Raw genomic sequence first — 23,653 nt, 5'->3', positions numbered from 1 at the left:
TTTGCTTTCAGGCTCCTGAGTGGTGATGAAAACCAAACGCGTAACTATCAAAGATATCGCCGAACTGGCGGGCGTCTCCAAAGCGACCGCCAGTCTGGTGCTCAACGGCCGTGGCAAAGAGCTGCGCGTGGCGCAAGAGACGCGCGAGCGCGTGCTGGCGATCGCCCGCGAGCAGCACTATCAGCCCAGCATTCATGCGCGCTCGCTGCGCGATAACCGCAGCCATACCATTGGCCTGGTGGTACCGGAGATCACCAACTACGGGTTTGCCGTTTTCTCCCATGAGCTTGAGACGCTCTGCCGGGAAGCTGGCGTGCAGCTGCTTATCTCCTGCACCGACGAAAACCCCGGCCAGGAGAGCGTGGTGGTCAATAATATGATTGCCCGCCAGGTCGACGGGCTGATCGTCGCCTCGTGCATGCACAGCGATGCCGACTACCTGAAGCTCAGCGAACAGCTGCCGGTGGTGCTTTTTGACCGCTCCCCCAGCGACAGCGCCCTGCCGCTGGTGATGACCGACTCGGTGACGCCAACCGCCGAGCTGATCTCCCGCATTGCGCCTCAGCATGCGGACGAATTCTGGTTTCTCGGCGGCCAGCCGCGGCTGTCGCCGTCGCGCGACCGGCTGGCGGGATTCACGCAAGGCCTGGCTCAGGTGGGGGTCACGCTGCGCCCTGAGTGGGTGATCAACGGTAACTACCACCCCAGCTCCGGGTATGAGATGTTCGCGGCGCTCTGCGCGCGGCTGGGACGTCCGCCGAAGGCCTTATTTACCGCGGCCTGCGGACTGCTCGAAGGGGTCCTGCGCTACATGAGCCAGCATCATCTGCTGGACTCCAATATTCATCTCGCCAGCTTCGACGATCACTACCTGTATGATTCGCTTTCCCTGCGCATTGATACCGTGCAGCAGGATAATCGCCAGCTGGCCTGGCACTGCTACGATCTGCTCAGCCAGCTGATCGACGGCCAGGCGCCGGAGCCGCTCCAGCGCTACCTCCCCGCCACCCTGCAGTTTCGCCATCCCTGACGGTGCCGTCGGCAATTAGCGTTTTCGCCGGGCGCGCGCTGCCTGCCTCACCGCCAGCAGCGCACCGGCAAACAGCATGCCCAGGCCGATCGTCACCGGCCAGCGGTAAGCCATCAGTAACGAGGGCAATCCGCCGTCCGGCGCCAGCACCACCAGATTCCAGCCCGTTAGCCCCGCCTCGCCGTTCAGCGCGCGGGTTAACATCCGCTGGTGCGGGGCGAAAGGCTGGATAGTCTGGTAGTGGCTGCCGAACAGCGGCGGCTGCATCTCCCTGGGGAACTGCGCCTGCACCTGGGCCAGTACGCTGGCCGGCAGCGCATGCGACGCCGCCAGCAGATGCCCGTCGCCATTCACCAGCAGCAGTTGATAATGCCGCTGCCGGGCGAGGGTATGAAGTTCGGCGCGCATCGCCGCCAACGGCCAGGCGGCTTCCCGCTGCGGCGCCGGCGTGTTCATTCGCCGCTCAAGGCGTTGCGCCACCCACTGCGCATCTTCCTCCAGCTGGCGGGTCTGCATCTCACGGTAAACCTCTCTGGCCGGCAAATTCACGCCCCGACCGAGCGCCAGGATCGCCAGTCCGGCGATCAGCGTGACGATAATGCCCCTGCTTGCCGGTCGCCAGAGCGGCGAGGATTTGACGACGGATGGTGTATTCATACGACTCCAGAAACCGGAGGCCACGCATGGGCCCCCTGACGAATAGGTGGCAAAACTGTACAGGATGAGCCGCGTGGGCAAAACAGACAGGCCGCGCCTGGCGGGGCGTATTTTGTTTATTTCTGGACAGGACGGGCGGCAACGACATCCTTCGCCGCAGCCGCCCGTTGATAAGATTAGTGTTTTTTCCGGTTGCGACGCATGTCGATGGTCACCGCGGCGACGATAATGATGCCCTTAATAATATCCTGCACGTAGGCATCGACGCCGACAAAGGTAAAACCGCTTTTGATCAGACCAAGGATCATCGCGCCAATCAGGGTGCCGGTAATGCGCCCCACCCCGCCCATTAAGCTGCTGCCGCCGATCACCGCGGCGGCAATCGCGTCCAGCTCGTAGGACATCCCCATGCTCGACTGGCCGCTGCTGACGCGCGCTGCCAGCACCACCCCCGCCAGCCCGGAGAGCGCCCCGGCGATGGTGTAGACAATCACCAGGTACTTATTCACGTTGATGCCGGACACTTTGGCCGAGGTCATGTTGCCGCCGATGGCATACACATATTTGCCATAACGGGTATGCTTCAGCGCAATGTGAAACACGGCGGCGATCACGAAGAAGATAATCACCGGCATCGCCCCCTGACCTATCGCCGTAAAGCTGTCGGAGAGGAAGCTGATCGGGTTGCCCTGGGTGTAATACTGCGCCAGACCGCGCGCCGAAACCATCATCCCGAGGGTGGCGATAAACGGCGGAATACCGGTCCGCGTCACCAGAAAACCGTTGGTCAGCCCGCACAGCAGGCCGACGCCGATCCCCGCGCAAATGGGGATCACCGCCGGCAGGTTGACCAGCGCCGGGAACATCGGCGACAGGCTGTCGGAAGTTTGCGCCAGGCTCGCCGCCACCACCGCCGCAAGGGCGATAACCGAGCCGGAGGAGAGGTCAATCCCGGTGGTGATGATCACCTGGGTGACGCCGACGGCGATGATGCCGATGATCGCCACCTGCAGCACAATCAGCACCAGGCGGTTGGTATTGAGCAGGAACGACTGGTCGCGAACATACCAGCCGGCAATTTCAAAAGTCAGGGCAATCACCAGCATCACCACAAAGATGCCGGTATCTTTCGGCATTTTATGCCGCAAATTAGCGAAGAAGGAGGAACCCTCGCTGGCCGGAGCCGCCGTTAATTTCATATTACTCATTCTCTGTGCCTCAATGGGATGCCAACGACAAAATGGTTTCCTGGTCGGCTTCGTCTTTTTCCAGGATGCCGGTGATACGGCCTTCATGCATCACCATAACCCGATCACTCATGCCAAGGATTTCCGGCAGCTCAGAGGAGACCATAATGACCGCCACCCCCCGATTCGCCAGTTCACTGATCAGATGATAAATCTCCGCCTTCGCCCCGACGTCGATACCGCGGGTCGGCTCATCGAGAATTAAGATTTTCGGTTGCGCTAACAGCCAGCGCGCAATCAGGACTTTTTGCTGATTCCCCCCGCTGAGGTTATTAATAATTTGATCCATCGTCGGCGTTTTAATATTGAGCCGGCGAATTTGCTCCATGCAGTCTTCGGCCATTTTCACGTGCTGGACAAAACCGCTCTTGCCGATATATTCCGGCATTTTGACGATACTCATATTTTCCAGCACCGACAGCACCAGAAACAGGCCCGACTTTTTGCGGTCTTCGGTTAATAACGCCATCCCCTTTTCAATCGCCACGGAGGGGGAATCAATGGTCACCGGTGCCCCGTCGATCAGCACTTCGCCGCTGTCGAAGCGCTCCATACCGAACAGGCTTTCCATCACCTCGCTGCGCCCGGCGCCCACCAGCCCGGCCACGCCAAGGATTTCACCGCGGCGTACAGTAAAGCTGACGTCATGGAACACGCCCTGGCGCGTCAGGTTGCGCACCGTCAGCACCTCTTCGCCGATGGTGTTATTAAATTTCGGAAACAGCTGGGTTAATTCGCGGCCCACCATCTGGGTGATCAGCGACTGCCGGGTAAATTCGGTGGTGTTTTTGCTCCCCACCCAGGTGCCGTCGCGAAACACGCTGATCTCATCGGTAATGGCAAAGATCTCATCCATTTTGTGACTGATATAGATGATCGCTTTACCCTGGGCGCGCAGGTCGCGGATGATGGTGAACAGGTGAGCCACCTCGCCTTCGGTCAGCGCCGAAGTGGGCTCATCCATGATCACGATATCCGCGTTCCACGAGACTGCTTTGGCAATCTCCACCATCTGCTGGGCGGCGATGCTCAGCTCGCCCACCAGCCGGTCGGCGGTTAAGCGGATATTAAGCTTGTCCAGCAGCGCCTGGGTCTGGCGGGTCAGCTGGCCGTGGTCGACAAAGCCGTACTTCATCGGCTCGCGCCCCAGCCAGATATTCTCCGCCACCGTCATATGCGGCACCAGATTGAGCTCCTGGTGGATCATCGAGATCCCCGAGCGCAACGCATCCATGGTGTCGGTAAACTCCACCGGCTCCCCTTTCACGCGAATCGACCCTTTATCGGGGCGATAGATACCGATCAGGCACTTCATCAGCGTGGATTTACCGGCGCCGTTCTCGCCCATCAGGGCATGCACCGTTCCCGGACGCACGCGCAATGAGACATTATCGAGCGCCTTCACGCCGGGGAAGAACTTACTGATACCTTCGGCTTCAAGTGCAAAAGCGTTCATACATCCACCTCCGTACCACGGGTTGGCCAGGACTATTTCTGATTACGGTTGGTAAATTCAGCCATGTTCTCTTTGGTGATCAGCTGATACGGCACGTCGATGATTTTTTCCACTTTCTCGCCGTTCGCCAGCTTGATGGCCGCGTCGACTGCGCCTTCACCCTGGCCTTTCGCATCCTGGAAGATGGTGGCGATCATTTTGCCGCTCTTCAGCATCTGCAGGGCATCCGGAGTGCCATCCACGCCAGCGATGAGAATATGGTTCGGGTTTTTGCCCAGTGCCTGCAGGGCGCCGATCGCCATTTCATCGTTGTTGGAGGCGATGGCCTGGATATCCTCACCGCTGGTCATCCAGTTGCTGACCACGTCCACCGCGTCATTGCGGGTAAATTTCGCGGTCTGCTTCTGGACGATTTTGATGTTCGGGTATTTCGCCACCACCTCTTCCACCCCTTTGGTACGATCGCGGGTGGACTCATTCGCCAGGTCGCCGAGCAGGATCGCCACATTGCCCTTACCGTTCATCGCTTTCGCCAGCGCTTCCATCTGCAGACGGCCGGCGAGAATGGAATCCGACCCCACATAGGCCATCTTGTCGGTCAGCTCCGCCTGCGGACGGCGGTTCACAAACACCAGCGGGATCCCGGCTTTGCTGGCCTGATCCATAATCGGTTTCACCGCATTGGTATCCACCGGGTTGACGATAATGGCGTCCACCCCCTGACCGATAAAGTTTTGCACCTGCTGCAGCTGCTGGGAGACATCCCCTTTTGCGTCCTCGATCTGCGATTTAACGCCGTCTTTTTTCATCTCTTTTTGCATCGAGGTCCGCAGGATCGTCAGGAAGTTATCGTCAAACAGCGCCATGGAGACGCCAATAGAGACGTCTTTTGCCATAACCACCGCAGGCAGCATGCAGGCTAACAAAGAGGCAACAATCGTTTTCTTAATATTCATAGTTGATCCTTGATTTTGTAGGTACGCCGGTGAATGAAACAAAATGAAAAATTAATTTCAGTTACGTTGCGGCAAATGTCTGCTGTGATATCGACGACGCTGCGGCACCTCTCGCACTCCATCGTGATCTAAATCACAAATTACGGCTGTTTTTTCATCACTTTTTTGAAACGTTAGTCCATTTACGCCGCAACCTGGATTTCAGACCATTTATTTCATTAACAAGACATTTGAAACTTTTATAAGTAAATAACTGAAATGAAAATTTTAAAACTATGCAGTAACAGAATTTTGACAGACATCTAACATTGCCGCATAAATGAGCGAAAAATGAGAGGCAGACAACGCTTTGACGCGATCGCTTCCCCGCCAGGCGGGTATTTACCCGCCAGGGATAGTCATGCGGTCAGGAGGGGATACGCCGACCGACTCAGTCGACGTTTTCGGCGCTGTAGAGGATAAAGTCGACTTTACCGTCGGCATAGGTTTGCGGCTGGTAGCCGGACTCCAGATGGCGCAGCATCAGGTCGATCGCCAGCTGGGCGTGTTGGCGGGTGTTCTGATCGAGCGTTAACGCCAGACTCCCCTTCGCCAGCTGCTGCCGGGTGGTGTTGTAACGCTCATGGGTGATCCAGCAGACGTCGCCTTCGCGGCGGTGGCGGGCCAGCGCCTCGGCAATCTGGGTATTGCCAAGCCCGGTGTTATAGATCCCAACAATATTCCGGCTGCGGCACAGGGCTTGTTCCAGCAGGCGGGTGATCTGCTCCCGCCGCTCCTCACCCGCCAGCACGTCGCTGAGCTGCAGGTGGGGAAAGCGCTGGCTCAGCACCTCGCGAAACCCCTGAATGCGCAGGCGATGCGCGCTGTAATCTTGCCGGCCGCTGACCATCAGCACCTCGCCGGGCCGCGGCGTCATCCTCCCCAGCATTAACCCCGCCGTGCGGCCAGCCTGCAGCTGATTGATCCCCACGTGGCAGAGTCGGTCGGCGCCGGGCAGGTCCGTCGCCAGGGTGATCGCCGGGACGCCCGCCTCCCGGCAGCGGCGCAGCGCGTCGTGCACTGCGGGATGGTCATTGCCGAAGACGATGATCCCCTGACGCTGCTGGCAGCTGCGCACAATGCGCCGGGCCAGGGTCGTCGGCTGCGACTCCGGGACAAAGGTGCGGTGCAGGGTCAGACGGCGATAGCCGAGGCTATCCGCCACGGCGGCAAAATCCTGCGCCAGCTGGGGAAAGAAGAACGAGTCATTGCTGCTGAGAAAGACCTCAACCTGCCAGGGAAAGCGGTGCTCCTCCGGCAGGATCCGCTTCAGCCCCGCCTCGCGCGCCGCCTGCAGCACTTTGCGGGTGGTCTGCGGCGATACGCCGCCGCGTTCGTTCAGCACCCGGTCAACGGTGGCCACGCCGACGCCAATCTGTCTGGCCAGCACCGCCAGTGAAATGTTTTTCATCGCCCCTCTCTTCATGATGGAAATCCATCAAAACGGCAGTGTCAGTGAGTTTAGCAAACCGATTATGGTGGCAACGTCCCCTCGCCATTCTGGAGAAAAAAATGATCTGCAAACGTTTTGCCCTGGTAGGCAGTGGTTTTATCGGTCAGGTTCATGCCGCCAGTCTTGCCCGTCATGAAGGAAGTGCGCTGACGATGGTGGCCGATGCCGCCCCGGAGCGCGCCCAGGCGCTGGCCGCCCGCTATGGCGCCCGGGCGGTGACAGTGAGCGAGGCGATCCATAGCGACGCCATCGACGCGGTGCTGATCGCCAGTTCAACCCCGTCGCATGCCGAACTGCTGGAAGCCGCCGCCCGGGCGGGCAAGGCGGTCTATTGCGAAAAACCGATCGACCTCTCCCTGGCGCGCGCCCGTGAGGTGGTGGAGCGGGTGCTCCCCCTGAACGTGCCGGTGACTGTCGGCTTTAACCGGCGCTTCGACAGCAGCCATCAGCAGCTCCGCCGCCAGCTGGAGCAAGGGCTGATCGGCCGGGTCGAGCTGGTGCAGATGGTCTGCCGCGCCTCCACCATGCCGCCGCTCGACTATCTGCGCAGCTCCGGCGGCCAGATGCGCGATCAGGCGATCCACTTCTTCGATCTCCTGCGCTTTCTCACTGGCGATGAAGTGCGTACCGTGGCGGCGATGGGCGCGGCGCTGGCCCTGCCGGACATTGCCGAATTTGGCGATGTCGACACCTCCATCCTGATGATGCAGATGCGCGGCGGCGCGCTGGCGCAGCTGGACAACACCCGCCGCACCGGTCACGGGTATGATGAACGGATCACGCTGCTGGGCGCCGAAGGCGCGCTGGAGTCCGGTAGCCAGTCGCCGGCGGGCCCTACCCTGTGGCGCGGCAATCAGCGCATTGAGCCTGGCCTGTGGCCGGACTGGTTCAGCCGGGTACAGGGATCTTATTACCAGCATCTTGACGCCTTTATTCGCGCCCTGAATGGTGAAACCGTGGCCGATCTGCCCGGCCTGCTGGACGGCCTGCAGGCGCAGGCCATTGCCGAAGCGGCGGTTCAGTCCCTGCAGCATGGCCAGTTTGTCGCCGTCGACGACTGTCGCTGAGTGGTTGCGTGGCAACCGCCATCAGGCGCTGTACCAGCCTTTATGCCGGGCGGCGGCGATGCCTTGCCCGGCCTACATAACACTGGCATTAATATGCTTTAATATCAAACTGTTGAAGTAAAATCGTAGGCCCGCGCAAGCGCAGCGCCGCCGGGCAACAGACATCAGGCATCGTACGCGTCCTTTTGCCGGGCAATGGCAGATACGCTCGCGCTATCTGCAAACCAAAGCCCGGCCGGCTCCTTAGCGTTCTTCGTTAAACACCGCGCCCACCTGGCGCCGCACCTCATCCATCACCTGCAGATTCTGCAGCACCCGACTGAGCGGCCGCAGCGGCGAGTCCCGCAGCCCCTGCCCGATGCACCAGGCAAAATGCTCCGCCTGCCAGAACAGCTGGTCGTAGCGATTGCGCGGCTCTTCCCAGCGCAGCGCCTGCCCGCCCTGGCTGGCGGCGAGTGTGAAGCCGCCAGGGGCGTAAAACTGACCGTCGATCGTCAGGGTCGCCTGGCGTCCGGCCACCACCGCCCCGCCCGGCGTGTTGCTGAACAACGTCGTGTTTAACAACCCCTGCATCCCGTTCTGCCAGCTAAACAGCATCGACGTCTGACCGTTAAGCCCCTCCGCCGTGGCGCTGCCGCGGGCGACAATCTCCTGCGGCATGCCGCCCACCATCAGCGCAAACGAGGTCAAATAGCTGCCGAGGTCCATCATCGGCCCGCCGGCAAGGTCGGCATTGAAGATGCGGTGGTCGGAGGTGAAATACTCGCCGTGATCGGCCAGCAGGGTATGCAGGTCGCCGAGCGCCCCATCCTCCAGCAGCTGGCGGATCACATCATATTTCGGCGCGTAATCGCACCACATTGCCTCCAGCGCCAGCTTCCCCTGGCGGGCGGCTTCGGCCTGCAGCTCACGCCCTTCGCCGAGGTTGAGCGCGAAGGGCTTCTCAATCAGCACGTGTTTACCCGCCTTCAGCGCCTGCATGCCGTCAGGAAAGTGATGGTTGTGCGGCGTCGCAATGTACACCGCATCAATATCCGGGCGCGCCAGCATCTCCTCCACCTGGCCGTAAGCCTGGGGGATCCCCCATTCCGCGGCCACCCGCTCGGCCTTCGCCTGGCTGCGGGAGGCCACCGCCACCACCTGCTGTCGGCTGTAGGTTTTCAATGCATGAACAAAGCGCTCGGCGATCCAGCCAGGACCGATAATGCCCCAGCGCAGGGAGGGAATGCTCTGCGCCGCCGGGCGGCGCGGGATCGGTAAGTGTGAGGGAAACATAGCGGCTCCTTAGTCTTTAACCACGTTCACCCAGCGGCGGCTGACCATCGAGGCTTCAATCGCCGACAGCACGCGCTGATTCTGCAAACCAAATTCGAAGTTGGGATAGCAGTCGCCCTCCCCGCAAATCCCCTGCACCAGGTCATGCACTTCGATCACCTTGACGTCAAAATAGCCCAGCCCACCGCCGCCAAAATCGAAGCCGAAGAAGCCGGCATAGGCCGGGATCTGGCTCCCGGCATACAGCGTCTTAAAGCCGCGGTCGTGTTTATCATCGTTGAAGCGATATACCTGCAGTTCGTTAAAGCGCTCCCCGTCCATATACAGCGTGCCTTCGGTGCCGGAAACCTCCCAGAACACGCCGAAGATCCGCCCGGCGGCGATGCGCGAGGCCTCAATCACTCCCGCCGCGCCGCTGTCGAAATTGACCAGGCACTGAACCTGATCGTCATTTTCTACTTCCCGCCACTCGGCATCGGCCGCGACCCGGCTGGCATACCCGGCATCGCGCTGCGGCACCGGACGCTGGCGCAGGCAGGTTTGCGCGCTGGCGGTCACTTCGCGGATCCCGCCCAGCAAAAACTGGGCGACCGACAGGGTATGGGCGCCAAGGTCGCCAAGCGCCCCGCTGCCGCCGAGGGTTTTCGAGCAGCGCCAGGACCAGGGCAGGTTAGGGTCGTTATAAAACCCCTGATCAAAGGTGCCGCGAAAGCGCACCGGTTCGCCAATATCGCCCCGGGCGATAATCTGCTTTGCCAGCAGTGCCGCCGGCGTTTTGATGTTGTTAAAGGCCACCATGGTCTTCACCCCCGCGCGCCGTGCCGCCTGCGCCATCTCCTGCGCCTGCTGCTCGTTGACCGCCAGCGGCTTCTCGCAATAGACATGTTTACCCGCCGCGATCGCCGCCATCGCCATTGTGTAGTGCAGATGGTTCGGCGAGGTGATATCCACCACATCAACCTGCGGATCGTTTACCAGCTCGCGCCAGTCGCCGTAGGCCTTTTCCGCCCCCAGTTTCGCCGCATGGCGTTCAGCCAGCGACTGATCCTGATCCGCCAGCGCGTAGAGATGCGGGCGCTTCGGCAGATCGGGATAGAACATGGCCGCGCGACGGTACGCGTCAGCGTGTGCCTGCCCCATAAAACCCGAGCCGATAAGACCGATATTTAACCGCGCGCTCATGCTGCGTGCTCCTCTGACGGTGAAGGGGAAGATAAATGGTGCGCCAGCCAGGCATAGGCGCGGCGGGCGGTGGCCAGCGGCGGCGCCATCGCCGGGTCCTGCTCGGCTTCGATAATCAGCCAGCCGCGGTAGTCACTGCGCCGGACGAAGTCGAGGATCGGCGCATAGTCGATGCAGCCGTCGCCGGGGATGGTAAACAGCCCGGCGCGCACCGCCTCGTTAAAGCTCAGGTTTTCACGATACAGACGCCCCAGCACCTGCGGACGGACGTCTTTCAGATGCAGATGGCGGATACGGTGGCCATATTTTTGCAGCACGCGCGGGATCTCGACCCCGGCGACAAAGGCGTGTCCGGTATCAAACGCCAGCCCGACGTTGTCATGGGTATGGGACAGAAACCGCTCCAGCTCGTCATCGTGCTCCACCAGCATCATCAGATGATGGTGATAGGCCAGCTGGAGGCCATAGTCGCGCAGCAGCAGGTCGGCAAAGGTATTTAGCTTGTGGCAATACGCCGCCAGGCTGACACGGCTTAACGGCGGCGAGAGTGAAATAGGCTCATCAAGCGGGGTTTCACCCGGCAGTTGCCCGCACTCGCCGTAAACCATCACCCTCGCGCCGAGCTGCCGGAGGAGCTGCGCGTGCTCCCGCACCGCCTCCAGCTCCGCTTCCACGCTGCGCTCGGCCAGCAAGCCGCTGTACCAGCCGGACGCCAGGCGCAGGTCAGCCGCCGCCAGCAGCGGGCCCAGCGTCTCTGCCTGGCGGGGAAATTTCCGTCCTAACTCAATGCCCTGATAGCCCGCCTCCCGCGCCTCGCGCAGGCAGGTATCCAGGGGGATATCGCCGCCTAAATCCTCCAGCACATCGTTGGTCCAGCACAGGGGGCTCACGCCCCACTGCAGATGCTCTGTCGCCATCTTGTTCTCCTTTTCACCCTGTGGTCTTGTCTGGCGTCACTATAAGCAGGCGACGACCGACGATGAAAACGGAGAAATGATGGAAATCCATCATTGCGCTGGCGATATATCCGCTATTTCAGGTAACCCTGAAAAATAAATGGAAATAATGCTTGCCGCCGGCTTATTTTGCGGCTAAAAATTACTGGCTTAATAACCCGCTTCAGAGGTTATCCCTTTCATTCGAAATATGATGATAGCAATATGAAAAAAACTCAACACCGCACCGGCGCGGGCTTTAGCCGCGCGCCCAGGCCGGGCCTGCTGTTATTTGCGTAAGTGACAAATAGTCACTTTTAAAACATCAATTACTTAACATTCTCTCTGCAATAATATGACATGCAGCGGGAAGGTACAGTGATAAATAAAATCAGGGTAATGATGTTTTACCAATAAATAACCCATCTCCTTCCTGCTAGTTATTTATCAGGAATGGCTGCGGTTATATTTATTCTGACGCACCGGGAGAATGCACCAATGTGTATCAACCTTTATGACCATGCACGCCGCTATCGCGATGAGAAACAATAAGATGAATAAGACCTGGCTTTTCACCACCCTCACCCTGGCGCTGGTCGCCGCCGCGCCGGCCCACGCCATTAGCGCGAAATACCGGGAACAGCTTGAACGTTCCGGCTGCACGCAGATGACCGACGGGACCACCTGCGATATTCATAAAACCAAAGCCGAGAATGCCGCCGCCGCGCAGCAGGCCAGCAGCGGCTTCGGCCCCTGGGTGGGCACCTGGTATGTTTATACGGAGTATGGCGATAAAATTGATGAGATTACCGTCACCGCTAAAACGGTGAAAACCCATGGTCATCTGGTCGAGGCGGCGAAAGCCAGCCAGGGTAAACTGACTTTCCGGGTGAAAAGCTCAGCCTTTACCCTCAACAACGCCTTTAACGGCAGCTGGACAAACGGCAGCCAGCGCGGCTCCCTGCAAAAAGTGCAGTAATCTCCCCGCCCCTGCCATCCGGCGGGGGCGGAAAGCCGGGTGCGCTAAGGCTTAAAATCCAGTAGCGGATGGTTAAAGATCTGGTAGACCCCTTCGCTGGCAAAGGGCGGGAAGGTCGTGCGCAGTACCGCATCGGTCACTACCGCGCAGAACGCCGGATCGCCCCCCTCCTGCTGCAGTCCGGTCAGTTTTGCACTGCGGTTAAGCGACAGCCGCACGGAGCATATTTTCCCCTGGTAGCGTGCGCTGTTGGGCAATTGAACCATAACCGCCTCTCTGAGCGTGAAGGCGTAGCGCATCAGTTGATCCTGCGTGGCTTTGCCCGGCGGCAGTGTGTGCGTATCCGGGGCCGCGGCCCGCTGCTGCATCTGGCGGATCAGTTCCTCCTGCGTCGGATGCTTCTCCTTCGCCGCCTGGCAGCCGCTCAGCAGGCTAATAGCCGCCGCGGTCATGAGGGCAATACCAAATTTGCTCATAGCGTCTCCTTGCGAAATGGTCACTATTGTCGCGCGTCTGGCCACGGCAAAACATCCCGATAAATAGCGGTTAGCGGTTCATAAAGCAGGGCAAAAGACAGGATGGGGATAATGCAGGGAGGACCTCCCGGCGCAGGCCGGGAGGGAGTGCAACGGATTACTTCTGCGGACGCATGGCCGGGAAGAGGATCACGTCGCGGATGGTATGGCTGTTGGTAAACAGCATCACCATGCGGTCGATACCGATACCCAGACCCGCGGTCGGCGGTAAACCATACTCCAGGGCGGTGACGTAGTCTTCGTCATAGAACATCGCTTCGTCATCGCCCGCCGCTTTGGCGTTCACCTGATCCTGGAAGCGCTGCGCCTGATCTTCGGCATCGTTCAGCTCACTGAAACCGTTACCGATTTCGCGGCCGCCAATGAAGAATTCAAAGCGGTCAGTGATTTCCGGGTTGACGTCGTTACGGCGCGCCAGCGGGGAAACTTCCGCCGGGTATTCGGTGATGAAGGTTGGCTGAATCAGATGCGCTTCCGCCACTTCGTCAAAGATTTCGGTGACGATACGTCCCAGACCCCAGCTTTTCTCTACCTGAATACCGAGAGATTCCGCCAGCGCTTTCGCCGCGTCGAAGTTATCCAGATCCGCCATGTTGGTTTCCGGACGGTGTTTCTTGATTGCTTCGCGCATGGTCAGTTTTTCAAACGGCTTACCGAAATCAAACACCTGGTCGCCATATGGCACTTCGGTTTTGCCCAGCACCGTCTGCGCCAGGGTGCGGAACAACGACTCGGTCAGTTCGATCAGGTCTTTGTAGTCCGCATACGCCATATACAGTTCCATCATGGTGAACTCTGGGTTATGGCGTACCGAGATCCCTTCATTACGGAAGTTGCGGTTGATTTCAAACACGCGTTCAAAACCGCCGACCACCAGACGTTTCAGATACAGTTCCGGCGCGATGCGCAGGTACATATCCAGATCCAGCGCGTTGTGATGGGTGATGAACGGACGGGCGGACGCCCCGCCAGGGATCACCTGCATCATCGGGGTTTCGACTTCCATAAAGCCGCGAGCCACCATGAACTGGCGCATGGTCGCGAGGATCTGCGAGCGGATACGGAACGTATGACGTGACTCTTCGTTGGCGATCAGATCCAGATAGCGCTGGCGATAGCGGACTTCCTGATCCTGCAGGCCGTGGAATTTATCCGGCAGCGGGCGCAGGGCTTTGGTCAGCAGACGCAGCTCGGTGCAGTGAATAGAGAGTTCGCCGGTTTGCGTTTTGAACAGCTTGCCGCGGGCGGCGATGATATCGCCGAGGTCCCATTTTTTAAACTGTTCGTTGTAGACGCCTTCCGGCAGGTCATCGCGCGCCACGTACAGCTGAATGCGGCCGCCGACGTCCTGAAGAGTGACGAAAGAGGCTTTGCCCATCACGCGGCGGGTCATCATCCGGCCAGCCACCGCAACTTCAACGTTCAGGGAAGCGAGTTCATCGTTATCCTTCGCATCGAATTCAGCATGCAATTGGTCAGAGGTATGATCGCGACGGAAGTCGTTGGGGAAGGCTACGCCCTGCTCACGCAGTGCAGCCAGTTTTTCGCGACGAGTTTTCAGTTCATTATTAAGGTCAATGGCCTCATCGGCACCTTGTGCTTGTTGTTCAGACATATGGATTCCTCATAACCTTGCTTTCAAACTAGCTTCGATAAATTGAACCAGGTCACCCTTCCGCGCGGCCTGTCTCTGGGAAGACACCAGAGCACAATCTTAACGATCCTGGATTCACTCCAAGCTGATCTCACTCAGCTATGGCTTCAGTAACGGTATTTTTTATCGTTGGCCTCCGCGCATGCCAGAATATCCTCCTCCTGTTCACTAAGCTGTGCAAGGAGCGACTTCGCGCTCCGCTGTTGATGTAATACCCCCGGTCGCGCCGCGCTTACCGGGGCTACGAATCGCGGCCCGGATAAGGCGTTTACGCCACCAGCCGGGACGAGCGTCAGGCGCCGCCGCCGGTAACTTCACCGGCAGCCGCACGGCGTTTGCCCACACTACAGGCCGCGGCAAAGGCGATAACGACCATCACCACCACGCAGCCGAGGGTCCATTCACCCATCTGCGAGAAGAAATGCTGATAGGCGGCAATCGCCGTGTCGCTAATTTGCGATTCGGTGGTTTGCTGCGCCACCACGCCCGCCAGCCAGTTGGCCACCGCGCCAGTGGCCAGCATATAGATCCCGGTCAACACCCCGGTGACGCCGGGCATGTTCAGACGGGTGATTTGCGCCATCGCCACCGGGTCGATAAACAGTTCGGCAAAGCCCATCATCGCCAGCCCGGCGACCATCATGCCCATCGAGGCCTGGCCGTCAGCCGCGCCGTGGCGGGCATTGAGCGCCAGCAGCATAAAGCCGCCGCCCATCAGCAGCAGGCCGAAAGCGAATTTCAGCCAGACGCGCAGCACCGAACGCACGCTGCCTTCCGGGCGCATCAGCCACGCCAGCACCACGCCGGCCGCCATCACCGCCACCGCGTTGACCGACTGGAACAGCGCGGTTGGCACGTCCCAGTTCAGCAGGCGACGATTGACGAAGTGGTCGATAAACAGGCTAATCGAGCTCCCGCCCTGCTGCGCCAGCACCCAGAACAGCGTTCCGGCGAGCATCAGCAGGACGATCTGCCACAGCGCGCGACGATGCTCCGGGGCTTTGATCATGATCCGCGCCACCATCTGGGTGGCGAACAGGCAGACGATCGCCAGCAGATAGCCGGACCAGTTGTTTTGCAGCAGCAGCGTGAAGAACACCGGCGCCAGGCACAGCATCACCAGCAGCCAGCCCCAGGTCGGCAGCACAAATTTCACTGCCCGCAGCGCCGGTTTATCGACGCCGCGGGTATGCCGGAAATGGCGGCTGCCGCTTAAGAAAATCATCAGGCCGATAAACATGCCGATCCCCGCCAGCGCAAAGCCGATATGCCAGCCGTACCACTGCGCCGCCAGTCCGCAGGCGATGGGCGCGGCGATCGACCCGACGTTGCCGGCGGCGTACAGCAGCGAGAAACCGCCGTCGCGACGCGGGTCGTCGTGAGCGTACAGTTCGCCGAGCAGGCAGCTGATATTGGATTTGAACAGGCCGTAGCCGCAGATGATGATCGCCAGCGCGACGTACAGACTCCATGCGGAGGTCGACTCGACGCCCAGCACCACGTGGCCGAGGGTCATTAACAGCGCCCCGGCAATCACCGCCGTGCGGTTGCCGAGCAGGCGGTCGGCAAGCCAGCCGCCGAGAATAGGGGTAACGTAAACTAAAGATGCGTAGGCGCTGAACAGACTGATGGCATGGCTGTCGTCAAAGCCAAGCTGGTGGGTGAGATAAAGGATGAGTAAGGCACGCATGCCGTAAAAGCTGAAGTACTCCCAGATCTGGATCGCAACGATGTAGTAAATCGCGCGCGGCTGTGAGGGTGTTTTCATAGGTTCTCCTTGCAGCGTGAAAAAAGGGAAGTGGCAAGCCACTTCCCTGGTGTGCGTCTATTACTTGTTGTTTTCTTCTTTCAGCACTTTAACGGTGTAACGACCATCCGCCTGACGATAGGCGCCGTGGATATCGGTTTCGAAGCCCGGGTAGTGGGCGCCGATTTCGCACAGCATCTGCAGGAACTCCAGCACCGGGCGGCTTTCTTCGGTGATCATTTCACCCGGCATCACCAGCGGCACTCCCGGAGGATACGGCAGGATCATGTTGGCGTTGACGCGGCCGACCATCTCTTCGAGATAAACCTCTTCAGTCTGACCGTGCAGCTCTTTCTGGAACGCGGCATACGGGGTCATCACCATCGATGGCAGCACTTCGAATGCGCGGAACATCAGGTCCGGCAGGTTGTGATGCTCAATCAGTTTGTGAATGTTCTGCGCCAGGTCCTGAATACGCATGTTTTCATAGAATTCAGGATCTTCACGGTACAGCGACGGCAGCATGTTTTTCACCCGCAGGTTCAGGTCGAACGCGCGTTTGAAGTCGGTCAGCGCACGCAGCAGGCTCAGCGCTTTGGTTTTGTCGATACCGATGCTGAACAGGAACAGCAGGTTGTACGGACCGGTTTTCTCAACCACGATGCCGTGTTCGTCGAGATATTTCGCCACGATGCTCGCCGGAATACCGAAGTCATCCATGGTGCCGTCTTTCTTCATCCCCGGCGTCAGCAGCGTGACTTTGATCGGGTCGAGGTACATGTGCTCGTTATCGATGTTTTTGAAACCGTGCCATGCACTGTCGGAACGCAGCGGCCAGCATTCAGGACCATCGATATGCTCCGGCTGCCAGACGTCGAAGAACCAGCCGTCAGACTCGCCTTTCAGACGTTTGATCTCTTTACGGAACTTGATGGAACGTTCAATAGAGCCGTCGATCAGACGCTTACCGGCGTTACCCTTCATCATCGCCGCCGCGGTTTCGGTGGACGCCACGATCCCGTAGTGCGGGGAAGTGGTGGTGTGCATCATGTAGGCTTCGTTGAAGGTCTCTTCGTTTACGTCGCCTTTCACGTGGATCATCGACGCCTGGGAGAATGCCGCCAGCAGTTTGTGCGTGGACTGGGTTTCGTAGATCACTTTCCCTTCGACGCGGCCGCCGCTCATCCCGCATTTGCCTTCATAGATCGGCGAGAAGTTGGTGTAAGGGACCCATGCGGAGTCAAAGTGGATGGATTTCACATCCAGGGTTTTCTTGATGAAGTCGGTGTTATACAGCAGACCATCATAGGTTGAGTTGGTGATCACCGCGTGTACCGGCCAGGTCGCATTCGGCGTCTCTTTCACACGCTTGGCGATAGTCGCGTGCTGGAATTCGCTCTGCGGGATACCGCCGAGGATACCGTAGGCGTTACGGGTCGGACGGAAGTAGATCGGCGTAATGTCGCTCATCATCATCAGGTGAGTCAGCGATTTGTGGCAGTTACGGTCAATCAGCACGGTGCTGCCGGCCGGCGCGGAGTACATGCCGACGATTTTGTTAGCAGTAGAGGTACCGTTGGTCACCATGTAGCTGCGTTCAGCGTTAAAGACGCGAGCGATATACTCTTCCGCTTCTTTGTGCGGGCCGCTGTGGTCCAGCAGAGAACCCAGTTCAGAAACCGAAATGGAGATATCGGATTTCATGGTATTCGGGCCAAAGAAATCATAGAAGATGCTGCCTACCGGGCTTTTCTGGAACGCGGTACCGCCCATGTGGCCTGGGGTGCAGAAGGTGTATTTACCTTCACGTACATATTTGAACAGCGCTTTGGTCAGCGGCGGCAGAATGGTATCGATGTATTCATCAGTGTTCTGTTTGATTTTGTTCGCGATATCTTCCGCAGCGCCCAGCGCATATTCGAAGAAGCGAACCTGCATGCGCAGATCGTTCAGGCTAACGTCCAGAGTCGAGTAGGTGTTAGCGAACGCGTACAGCGGCATGTACTCGTTCATTTTGCTGATTTCTTCGCACAGTTCGAGATTGTATTTATCCCAGTCGAAGATCACGCCGCACAGACGAGAGTTGTTTTCGATAAGTTTTAATAAGTCGTCACGGTCGTTCGGGTAGACAATACGGAAGTCCAGGCGTTCGAGAGCACGATGCAGTTCACGGATGGGTTCTTCTTTGAAGTAAACACCCATGTGATTCATGATTGCAATAACGTTCATAGTCAAATCTCCAGATGTAGAAAGCCCCTCCCGTCTCGATGTGACAGGTGATGGAAGGAGCCTCAGGAAAAAGGGTTACTGATTAGTGCGCGTTAGCGGGGCTGTTGTTATCCGTTGCGTTGTTCTGGCGCTGGTGCATTTTGCGACCGTAGAACATCAGGATAATCAGGCTAACGATAAAGGTGCCGGCCAGTTCGAAGGAGCTTGCGCCCATCAGCGCGATGAAGCAGAACACGCAACCCAGTACCGAACAAATCAGGCTAACGAAGTTACGAATGTTGATGCCTTCGAAACGAATCAGGTCAACACAGGAGTAGAAGTAAGGCAGCATGGTCAGCAGTACCGCGATACCGGTCAGTTCGCCGAACAGGTCAGAAGCTTTACCACCGGCGGAGTTCATCAGGGTGATCAGCACCATCAGCGCGGTCATTTTCACCGCCGCCAGCAGCAGGCCTTTTTTCGGGATACCGTTGCTATCGACTTCGCCATACACTTTCGGGAAGTTACCGTCGTTGGCGGCACGTACACCGGCCTGGCCAACCAGCATCATCCACGAGCCCAGAGAAGTCAGGCAAGCGAAGGCAGTGAAAGCGGAAACCATCGGAGCAGCCCAGCCGCCGAGAATGGTAGAGGCGCTAATCGCGAACGGCGCACCGGACGCGGCCATCTGAGAAGCAGGATACATACCGGCGATAACCTGAGTCGCGGCGATATAGACGATACCGGCCATCGCAGTACCCAGCATGGTAGCCAGCGGGACGGTACGTTTCGGGTTTTTTACCATCCCGGTACTCACGGCGGCGGATTCGACGCCAACGAAGGCCCACAGGCAGAGCAGGATACTTTTAATGACCGCGTGGCTATCGGTGGTGCTGGAGGTGTTCCAGTTCGCCTGATAGGTGGCGACATCAAACCAGTGCCAGCCGACAACCGCGGTCATGACCACTGGAATAAGCACCAGTACCAGACCAATAGTGGTCAGACGGCTGACCCAGGTCCCGCCGAGCATATTAACGAAAGTAAAGATCCACACGATGGCAATACAGGCAATACCTGCTGGCACCGGGTTATTTAAAATTGGGAAGAACGTAGAGAGATAAGAAACTGCGGTAATCCCGATGGCCAGGTTACCAATCCAGTTTGCATGATAATAAAGCACACCGGTCTGGAAACCGAATGCGGGAGATATTTCCCCGGCGTAGGCAATTGGACCACCCTGTTGCGGGTTCTTAGTGGCCAGTCGGGCATAAACATAAGCCAGAGACATCGCACCAATAATTGAAATTACCCAGCCCCAAATGGCAATACCACCGATGCTGGCCAGGTTCGCAGGTAATAATGCAATACCGCTCCCCATCATATTACCGGCGACGACACCGGTACAGGCAAATAGCCCGATCTTCTTGGCAGAACTCATGGTTGTTTTTCTCCTAAGTTTATTTGGGAGGTACAGATCATGATACAGAACCATTAATTGACCCGACCAACTGCCAACAAGATTACTGATTTGTACGAGATAAGTCCTAAAGATAAAGTGAAATAACAACAAACATCAGACAAATGATATTTTGACCTTTTTCGCTTAACATATAAACATGACAACAGGGTGTCAGAAAAAGATAAAAATCGTTTAGTTACATGGAGTTAGAGTGGGATGTGAGTGTTACTGAAGTGTTATTGAAAGCCTCCTGAATGCTAAATACAAATAACAACCAGAGGCTTCATGAGAAACATAAATTTAACCTCACCATGCCCAAAACCTTGCGCATGATGAGGGTTTACTTATTCTGAAGAGAGGAAATTGTCGAGATACGGTACCACCCGATTAACTGATGTCTGGAAAACACCGTTTTCAATCCAGTACAGGGTATCCCCGCCGGGCCGTAAATTAAACGCGGTGATGTAAGAATCGGCAGCCAGTCGGTTCTCTCCTTTCATCTCATAGACTTTGCCTAACAGCACATAATTCAGCCACGACATCTCTAAATCAATCGCACTGTTAATCGCGGTATTCGCTTCGTCGACTTTACCCTTACCCAACGAATCTACCGCTTTTATTTGATAATAAATCGCCATGTCTTTAATACCCGGCATCTCCCCTACCCGCTCAACTTCACTGTAGAGGGCAGCTAGCTGTTTATCGTCCAGCGGCTGCTGCGAATGGCGTAATACATCCACCAGCGTTTTTTCGGCATAGGCGTAAATAAAATCCGGCGCCCGCTTAATCACATCATCCAGCAGGCTACTGGCTTTACTTAATGAATCAACATCGCCCTTCATTAACAGCTGATGCGACTGGTAGAAATAGGTTAACGCCACGCTCTGCGAGGGCTGATATTGCCTGAGCATCGCCTGCATCCGCGCCGGCCACGGTTGCGTCAGGGCATCCGACAGGCTGTTCATCAGATCGTTCTGAATGGTCAGCTGGTTGTCGTTGGTCACAAAGTAGCGTTTATCCAGCATCGTCGAGCTGTCGGCGTTATCCACCAGCTGGACCGACATAAAGCACTGCTGCGCCCGATAGTGGCGCTGATTGACGAACTCAATGGTCAGCGTTTTCCCGGAGCTGCTCGGCTCATTGATGTTGTAGTCCGTTTTGTCATGCACCATAAAGGTCGAGAAGGTGTTCAGCGAGGTGGTGATCAGGCTGGCCAGGCCGACCGCGTAGGAGTGCTGCGACGACCAGTTGGTGCAGGAGTTACCATTGACCAGGTGGATATCGATATCGCGCGGATTGAGCAGCAGGCGCGCCTTGTTGACCGGCGGCCGCGACTCCATGCTCGACAGCGCCACCAGCGCCACACAGGTGCCCAGCGCCAACAGGAACAGCCCCCACACCAGGGCGGTGGTGAGGCGTTTGCGGGCCGATGGCGCGCTGGCGACAGCGGGAGCCGCCGCTGGCGCTGTCACCGGCGCGGTAAGATCGGCGGAGGAGTCGGGGGCTTCTGGCGGCCCACCGGCAGCCGGTGGCACGGGAATAGCGGTCGACGACGAAGGCGCCAGCGCCTCCACCTGCGGGGCGAGTTCCTCCCCCTCCTCGGTGCACCAGATCACCGGCACCGTGAGCTTATACCCCCGTTTGGGTACCGTCGCGATGTACTCAAGGCTAACGTCGTCGCCGTCTTTGAGCGACTTGCGCAGTTCGGAAATACTCTGCGTGACGACGTGGCTGGTCACAACGTTCCGGGTCCAGACGTTTTCGATAAGCTCGTCCCGGCTAAGCACTTCCCCCGGATGGCGGGCAAAAAAGACCAGAAGATCGATTAAACGCGGTTCAAGGGTAAGCTGGCGCCCCTTCCTGCTGATTTGGTTTACAGAGGGGGTTACCAGCCATTCACCGACGCGAACAACAGGTTGTAGCATACAAGAAAGCCCCAGACAAAAAGGGAAAGGCGCGATGATAACACATTTGTCCTACCTATTTTTGCCAGGGGTCACTCCCTCAGGCATTAGGTCAGAATTGGCTTTTTATCAACAATAAAAAGCAATAATTCATTAACATCGTGATCATGAAATTTATATATAGCGATAAAAACGCATTTCCGCTGCCGCAATTGCCTAAGGCAATTCCGATGGCAGAAAAAAAATGAGCCCGGAGGCTTAACGCGCTCCAGGCTCAATGCGTCGCGCGCCGCTACGGCACGCTTTTAAAAAGGTTATTTATACACTTCCGCTGTGGCTTCGAAGTTTGGACCATGCTCGCGCGCGGCGGTAATCACGTAATATTTTCCGCCTTTCTCATCGGCCAGCTTAGAGAGCTGATCGTGCAGATCGGAAGGTGAAGAGAACTCGCCACCGGACGGCCCTACCGAGATCGGTCCAACCTTGGTCAGTTTGAAGTGTTTCACTTCTTCTTTGGTGATCAACTGTGCGGCGGACGCGCCAAATGCAACGGCGGAAAGGGCTAACGCGACTATCACTTTTTTCATCCTGCAATCTCCTTGGAATTAGCCTTCAGTCAGGCTCTTTCAGTATAGACGGCGATTTACTGAGCGTGCTACCGATGCGCTTATTTTTCGGCCGAAGCGTTCAGTAACGCGGCGGTACCCCTTCCGGGCGAGTCTTAAAACGCCGGTGCAGCCACATATATTGCTCGGGCGCCATCAGGATGCACTGTTCGATAATCTGATTCATCCAGGCCGCCGTGACCTCGGCGCTCGCCAGCGGCGGCGTGCGCTCTGGCGTCAGAGAGATCAATTCATACCCCATGCCGTTGGGCTTGCGCCGCGGAACAAACGGCACAATCGTCGCCCCGGACATTTTCGCCAGCATCCAGGTGCCGGTGGTGGTCGCCGCCTGCTCGACGGCAAACAGCGGGGCAAAAACGCTGCTGGCCGGGCCGTAATCGTGATCTGGCGCGTACCAGAGGATCTCCCCCTCTTTCAGCGCCCTGACCATCCCTTTCAGATTTTTTCGATCCAGCATGGTCTTGTTCGAACGCAAGCGTCCCCAGGTCTGCAGCCAGTCAATCAGCGGGTTATCATTGGGCCGGTAGACGCCAATGCCCGGGGTAAACATGCCATACATTCGCGCCCCCATTTCGAGGGTCAGAAAATGAATACCGATCAGTAAGATGCCCTGCTTTTGTTCCAGAAGCTCCACCACCTCGTTAACGCCGCTGGTCTCGGTCCAGCGCGCCACCCGGTGCGTCGGCCAGAACCAGGCCATGCCGGTCTCCATCAGCCCCATGCCCAGCGATTCAAAGTTTTTCACCAGCAGCGCCTCGCGGTCGGCGGCGCTCATCTCGGGAAAGCAGAGTTCGAGATTACGTCTGGCAATCCGCGCGCGGCTTTTCATCACCCGCATTGCCAGCCGCCCAAGCGCCGTTCCCAGACGGTAGATCACCGGATACGGTAATTGCACCAGCAGCCACAAAAAGCCAATTCCCAGCCACAACAGCCAGTAACGCGGGTGCAAAAGCGCGCGGGAAAATTTGGGTAAATTTGACATAGTAATCCTGTTAATTCACTCAATAATAGCTGAGCAAAAACCGCGAAATAAAGTAGCGGATCCTGCATGTTATATTTTTCCAATTCGTGCGGTAATACTCAGACACAAAGGGCGTTATTATACGTCGCTCCTTGAGTAATTTCAGCCCTTGCGATGACGGCTACTCTATTATTAGGCAGATCGCGTAAAATTTCCTGTTTAATGCATAAATAAATAAACCTAACCTCTACGGCGCGGCCGATTGTCGATAAAATCGCCAGT

The 23,653-nt window shown here is 57.7% G+C and carries 18 protein-coding genes and 1 pseudogene; 3 read left to right on the top strand and 16 right to left on the bottom strand.

Annotated features, from left to right (window positions below; genetic code table 11):
- Positions 1–19: 19 nt before the first annotated feature.
- Positions 20–1,030 (top strand): LacI family DNA-binding transcriptional regulator, encoded by a 1,011-nt coding sequence (locus A1WC_RS19470; protein ID WP_162542748.1) that lies wholly within the window; start codon positions 20–22, stop codon positions 1,028–1,030.
- 47 nt (positions 1,031–1,077) lie between these two features.
- Here the strand turns inward: A1WC_RS19470 and A1WC_RS19475 are convergent.
- From A1WC_RS19475 to A1WC_RS19495, 5 genes and pseudogenes are all read right to left on the bottom strand, one after another.
- Positions 1,078–1,687 (bottom strand): annotated as a pseudogene (locus A1WC_RS19475) (hypothetical protein).
- Positions 1,688–1,863: 176 nt separating this feature from the next.
- On the bottom strand, positions 1,864–2,886 hold the full coding sequence (locus tag A1WC_RS19480; RefSeq protein WP_004152946.1) for an ABC transporter permease: 1,023 nt from the start codon (positions 2,884–2,886) through the stop codon (positions 1,864–1,866).
- A gap of 19 nt (positions 2,887–2,905) precedes the next feature.
- On the bottom strand, positions 2,906–4,390 hold the full coding sequence (locus A1WC_RS19485; RefSeq protein WP_016160422.1) for a sugar ABC transporter ATP-binding protein: 1,485 nt from the start codon (positions 4,388–4,390) through the stop codon (positions 2,906–2,908).
- 32 nt (positions 4,391–4,422) lie between these two features.
- Positions 4,423–5,346, bottom strand: a complete 924-nt coding sequence (locus A1WC_RS19490; protein WP_016160421.1) for a sugar ABC transporter substrate-binding protein — start codon at positions 5,344–5,346, stop codon at positions 4,423–4,425.
- A gap of 430 nt (positions 5,347–5,776) precedes the next feature.
- The gene (locus A1WC_RS19495) at positions 5,777–6,796 is read right to left on the bottom strand and encodes a LacI family DNA-binding transcriptional regulator (protein WP_032691136.1); all 1,020 of its coding nucleotides are present in this window, start codon (positions 6,794–6,796) and stop codon (positions 5,777–5,779) included.
- Positions 6,797–6,897: 101 nt separating this feature from the next.
- On the opposite strand from A1WC_RS19495, the gene A1WC_RS19500 reads away from it, so the two are divergent.
- The gene (locus A1WC_RS19500) at positions 6,898–7,905 is read left to right on the top strand and encodes a Gfo/Idh/MocA family oxidoreductase (RefSeq protein ID WP_012542555.1); all 1,008 of its coding nucleotides are present in this window, start codon (positions 6,898–6,900) and stop codon (positions 7,903–7,905) included.
- Positions 7,906–8,148: 243 nt separating this feature from the next.
- Here the strand turns inward: A1WC_RS19500 and A1WC_RS19505 are convergent, their stop codons facing one another.
- Genes A1WC_RS19505 through iolE form a run of 3 tightly spaced genes read right to left on the bottom strand, consistent with a single transcriptional unit; the run spans position 8,149 to position 11,279 of the window.
- Complete coding sequence (locus A1WC_RS19505) at positions 8,149–9,180, bottom strand: Gfo/Idh/MocA family protein (RefSeq protein ID WP_008805490.1); 1,032 nt, start codon at positions 9,178–9,180, stop codon at positions 8,149–8,151.
- Positions 9,181–9,189: 9 nt separating this feature from the next.
- Positions 9,190–10,362 carry a Gfo/Idh/MocA family protein gene (locus A1WC_RS19510; protein WP_008805489.1) on the bottom strand — a complete coding sequence of 391 codons (1,173 nt, stop codon included), beginning with the start codon at positions 10,360–10,362 and terminating at the stop codon, positions 9,190–9,192.
- A complete protein-coding gene (gene iolE, locus A1WC_RS19515) occupies positions 10,359–11,279 on the bottom strand; it encodes a myo-inosose-2 dehydratase (protein WP_008805488.1) in 921 nt (306 codons plus the stop codon). The genes A1WC_RS19510 and iolE overlap by 4 nt, the downstream gene beginning before the upstream one ends.
- 571 nt (positions 11,280–11,850) lie before the next feature.
- On the opposite strand from iolE, the gene A1WC_RS19520 reads away from it, so the two are divergent.
- Positions 11,851–12,276, top strand: coding sequence for a hypothetical protein (locus A1WC_RS19520; protein WP_032691343.1), 426 nt, complete (start codon positions 11,851–11,853; stop codon positions 12,274–12,276).
- Positions 12,277–12,320: 44 nt separating this feature from the next.
- Here A1WC_RS19520 and A1WC_RS19525 read toward each other — a convergent pair whose 3' ends face one another.
- The 8 genes from A1WC_RS19525 to A1WC_RS19560 form a co-directional block, all read right to left on the bottom strand.
- Positions 12,321–12,752, bottom strand: coding sequence for a cell envelope integrity TolA C-terminal domain-containing protein (locus A1WC_RS19525; protein ID WP_012968783.1), 432 nt, complete (start codon positions 12,750–12,752; stop codon positions 12,321–12,323).
- Between the two features lie 157 nt (positions 12,753–12,909).
- On the bottom strand, positions 12,910–14,427 hold the full coding sequence (gene lysS / locus A1WC_RS19530; RefSeq protein WP_004202393.1) for a lysine--tRNA ligase: 1,518 nt from the start codon (positions 14,425–14,427) through the stop codon (positions 12,910–12,912).
- A 331-nt stretch (positions 14,428–14,758) separates the two neighbouring features.
- Positions 14,759–16,234 carry a dipeptide permease DtpD gene (gene dtpD / locus A1WC_RS19535; protein ID WP_016160419.1) on the bottom strand — a complete coding sequence of 492 codons (1,476 nt, stop codon included), beginning with the start codon at positions 16,232–16,234 and terminating at the stop codon, positions 14,759–14,761.
- Between the two features lie 60 nt (positions 16,235–16,294).
- Positions 16,295–18,442, bottom strand: coding sequence for a lysine decarboxylase CadA (cadA, locus tag A1WC_RS19540; RefSeq protein ID WP_012968785.1), 2,148 nt, complete (start codon positions 18,440–18,442; stop codon positions 16,295–16,297).
- 82 nt (positions 18,443–18,524) lie between these two features.
- Positions 18,525–19,859 (bottom strand): cadaverine/lysine antiporter, encoded by a 1,335-nt coding sequence (gene cadB / locus A1WC_RS19545; RefSeq protein WP_008805484.1) that lies wholly within the window; start codon positions 19,857–19,859, stop codon positions 18,525–18,527.
- A 365-nt stretch (positions 19,860–20,224) separates the two neighbouring features.
- Complete coding sequence (gene cadC / locus A1WC_RS19550; RefSeq protein WP_016160418.1) at positions 20,225–21,805, bottom strand: lysine decarboxylation/transport transcriptional activator CadC; 1,581 nt, start codon at positions 21,803–21,805, stop codon at positions 20,225–20,227.
- 293 nt (positions 21,806–22,098) lie between these two features.
- The gene (locus tag A1WC_RS19555) at positions 22,099–22,371 is read right to left on the bottom strand and encodes a DUF1471 domain-containing protein (protein WP_002892402.1); all 273 of its coding nucleotides are present in this window, start codon (positions 22,369–22,371) and stop codon (positions 22,099–22,101) included.
- Positions 22,372–22,471: 100 nt separating this feature from the next.
- Positions 22,472–23,392: a Kdo(2)-lipid IV(A) acyltransferase gene (locus tag A1WC_RS19560; protein WP_008805482.1), complete on the bottom strand. Its 921-nt coding sequence runs from the start codon at positions 23,390–23,392 to the stop codon at positions 22,472–22,474.
- Between the last annotated feature and the right edge of the window lie 261 nt (positions 23,393–23,653).

The sequence above is a fragment of the Klebsiella sp. KTE92 genome (assembly GCF_000398905.1).
GTDB lineage: Bacteria > Pseudomonadota > Gammaproteobacteria > Enterobacterales > Enterobacteriaceae > Klebsiella > Klebsiella variicola.
The sequence above is the reverse complement of the archived record's forward strand: the minus strand, read 5'-3'. Positions and strand labels throughout refer to the sequence as shown.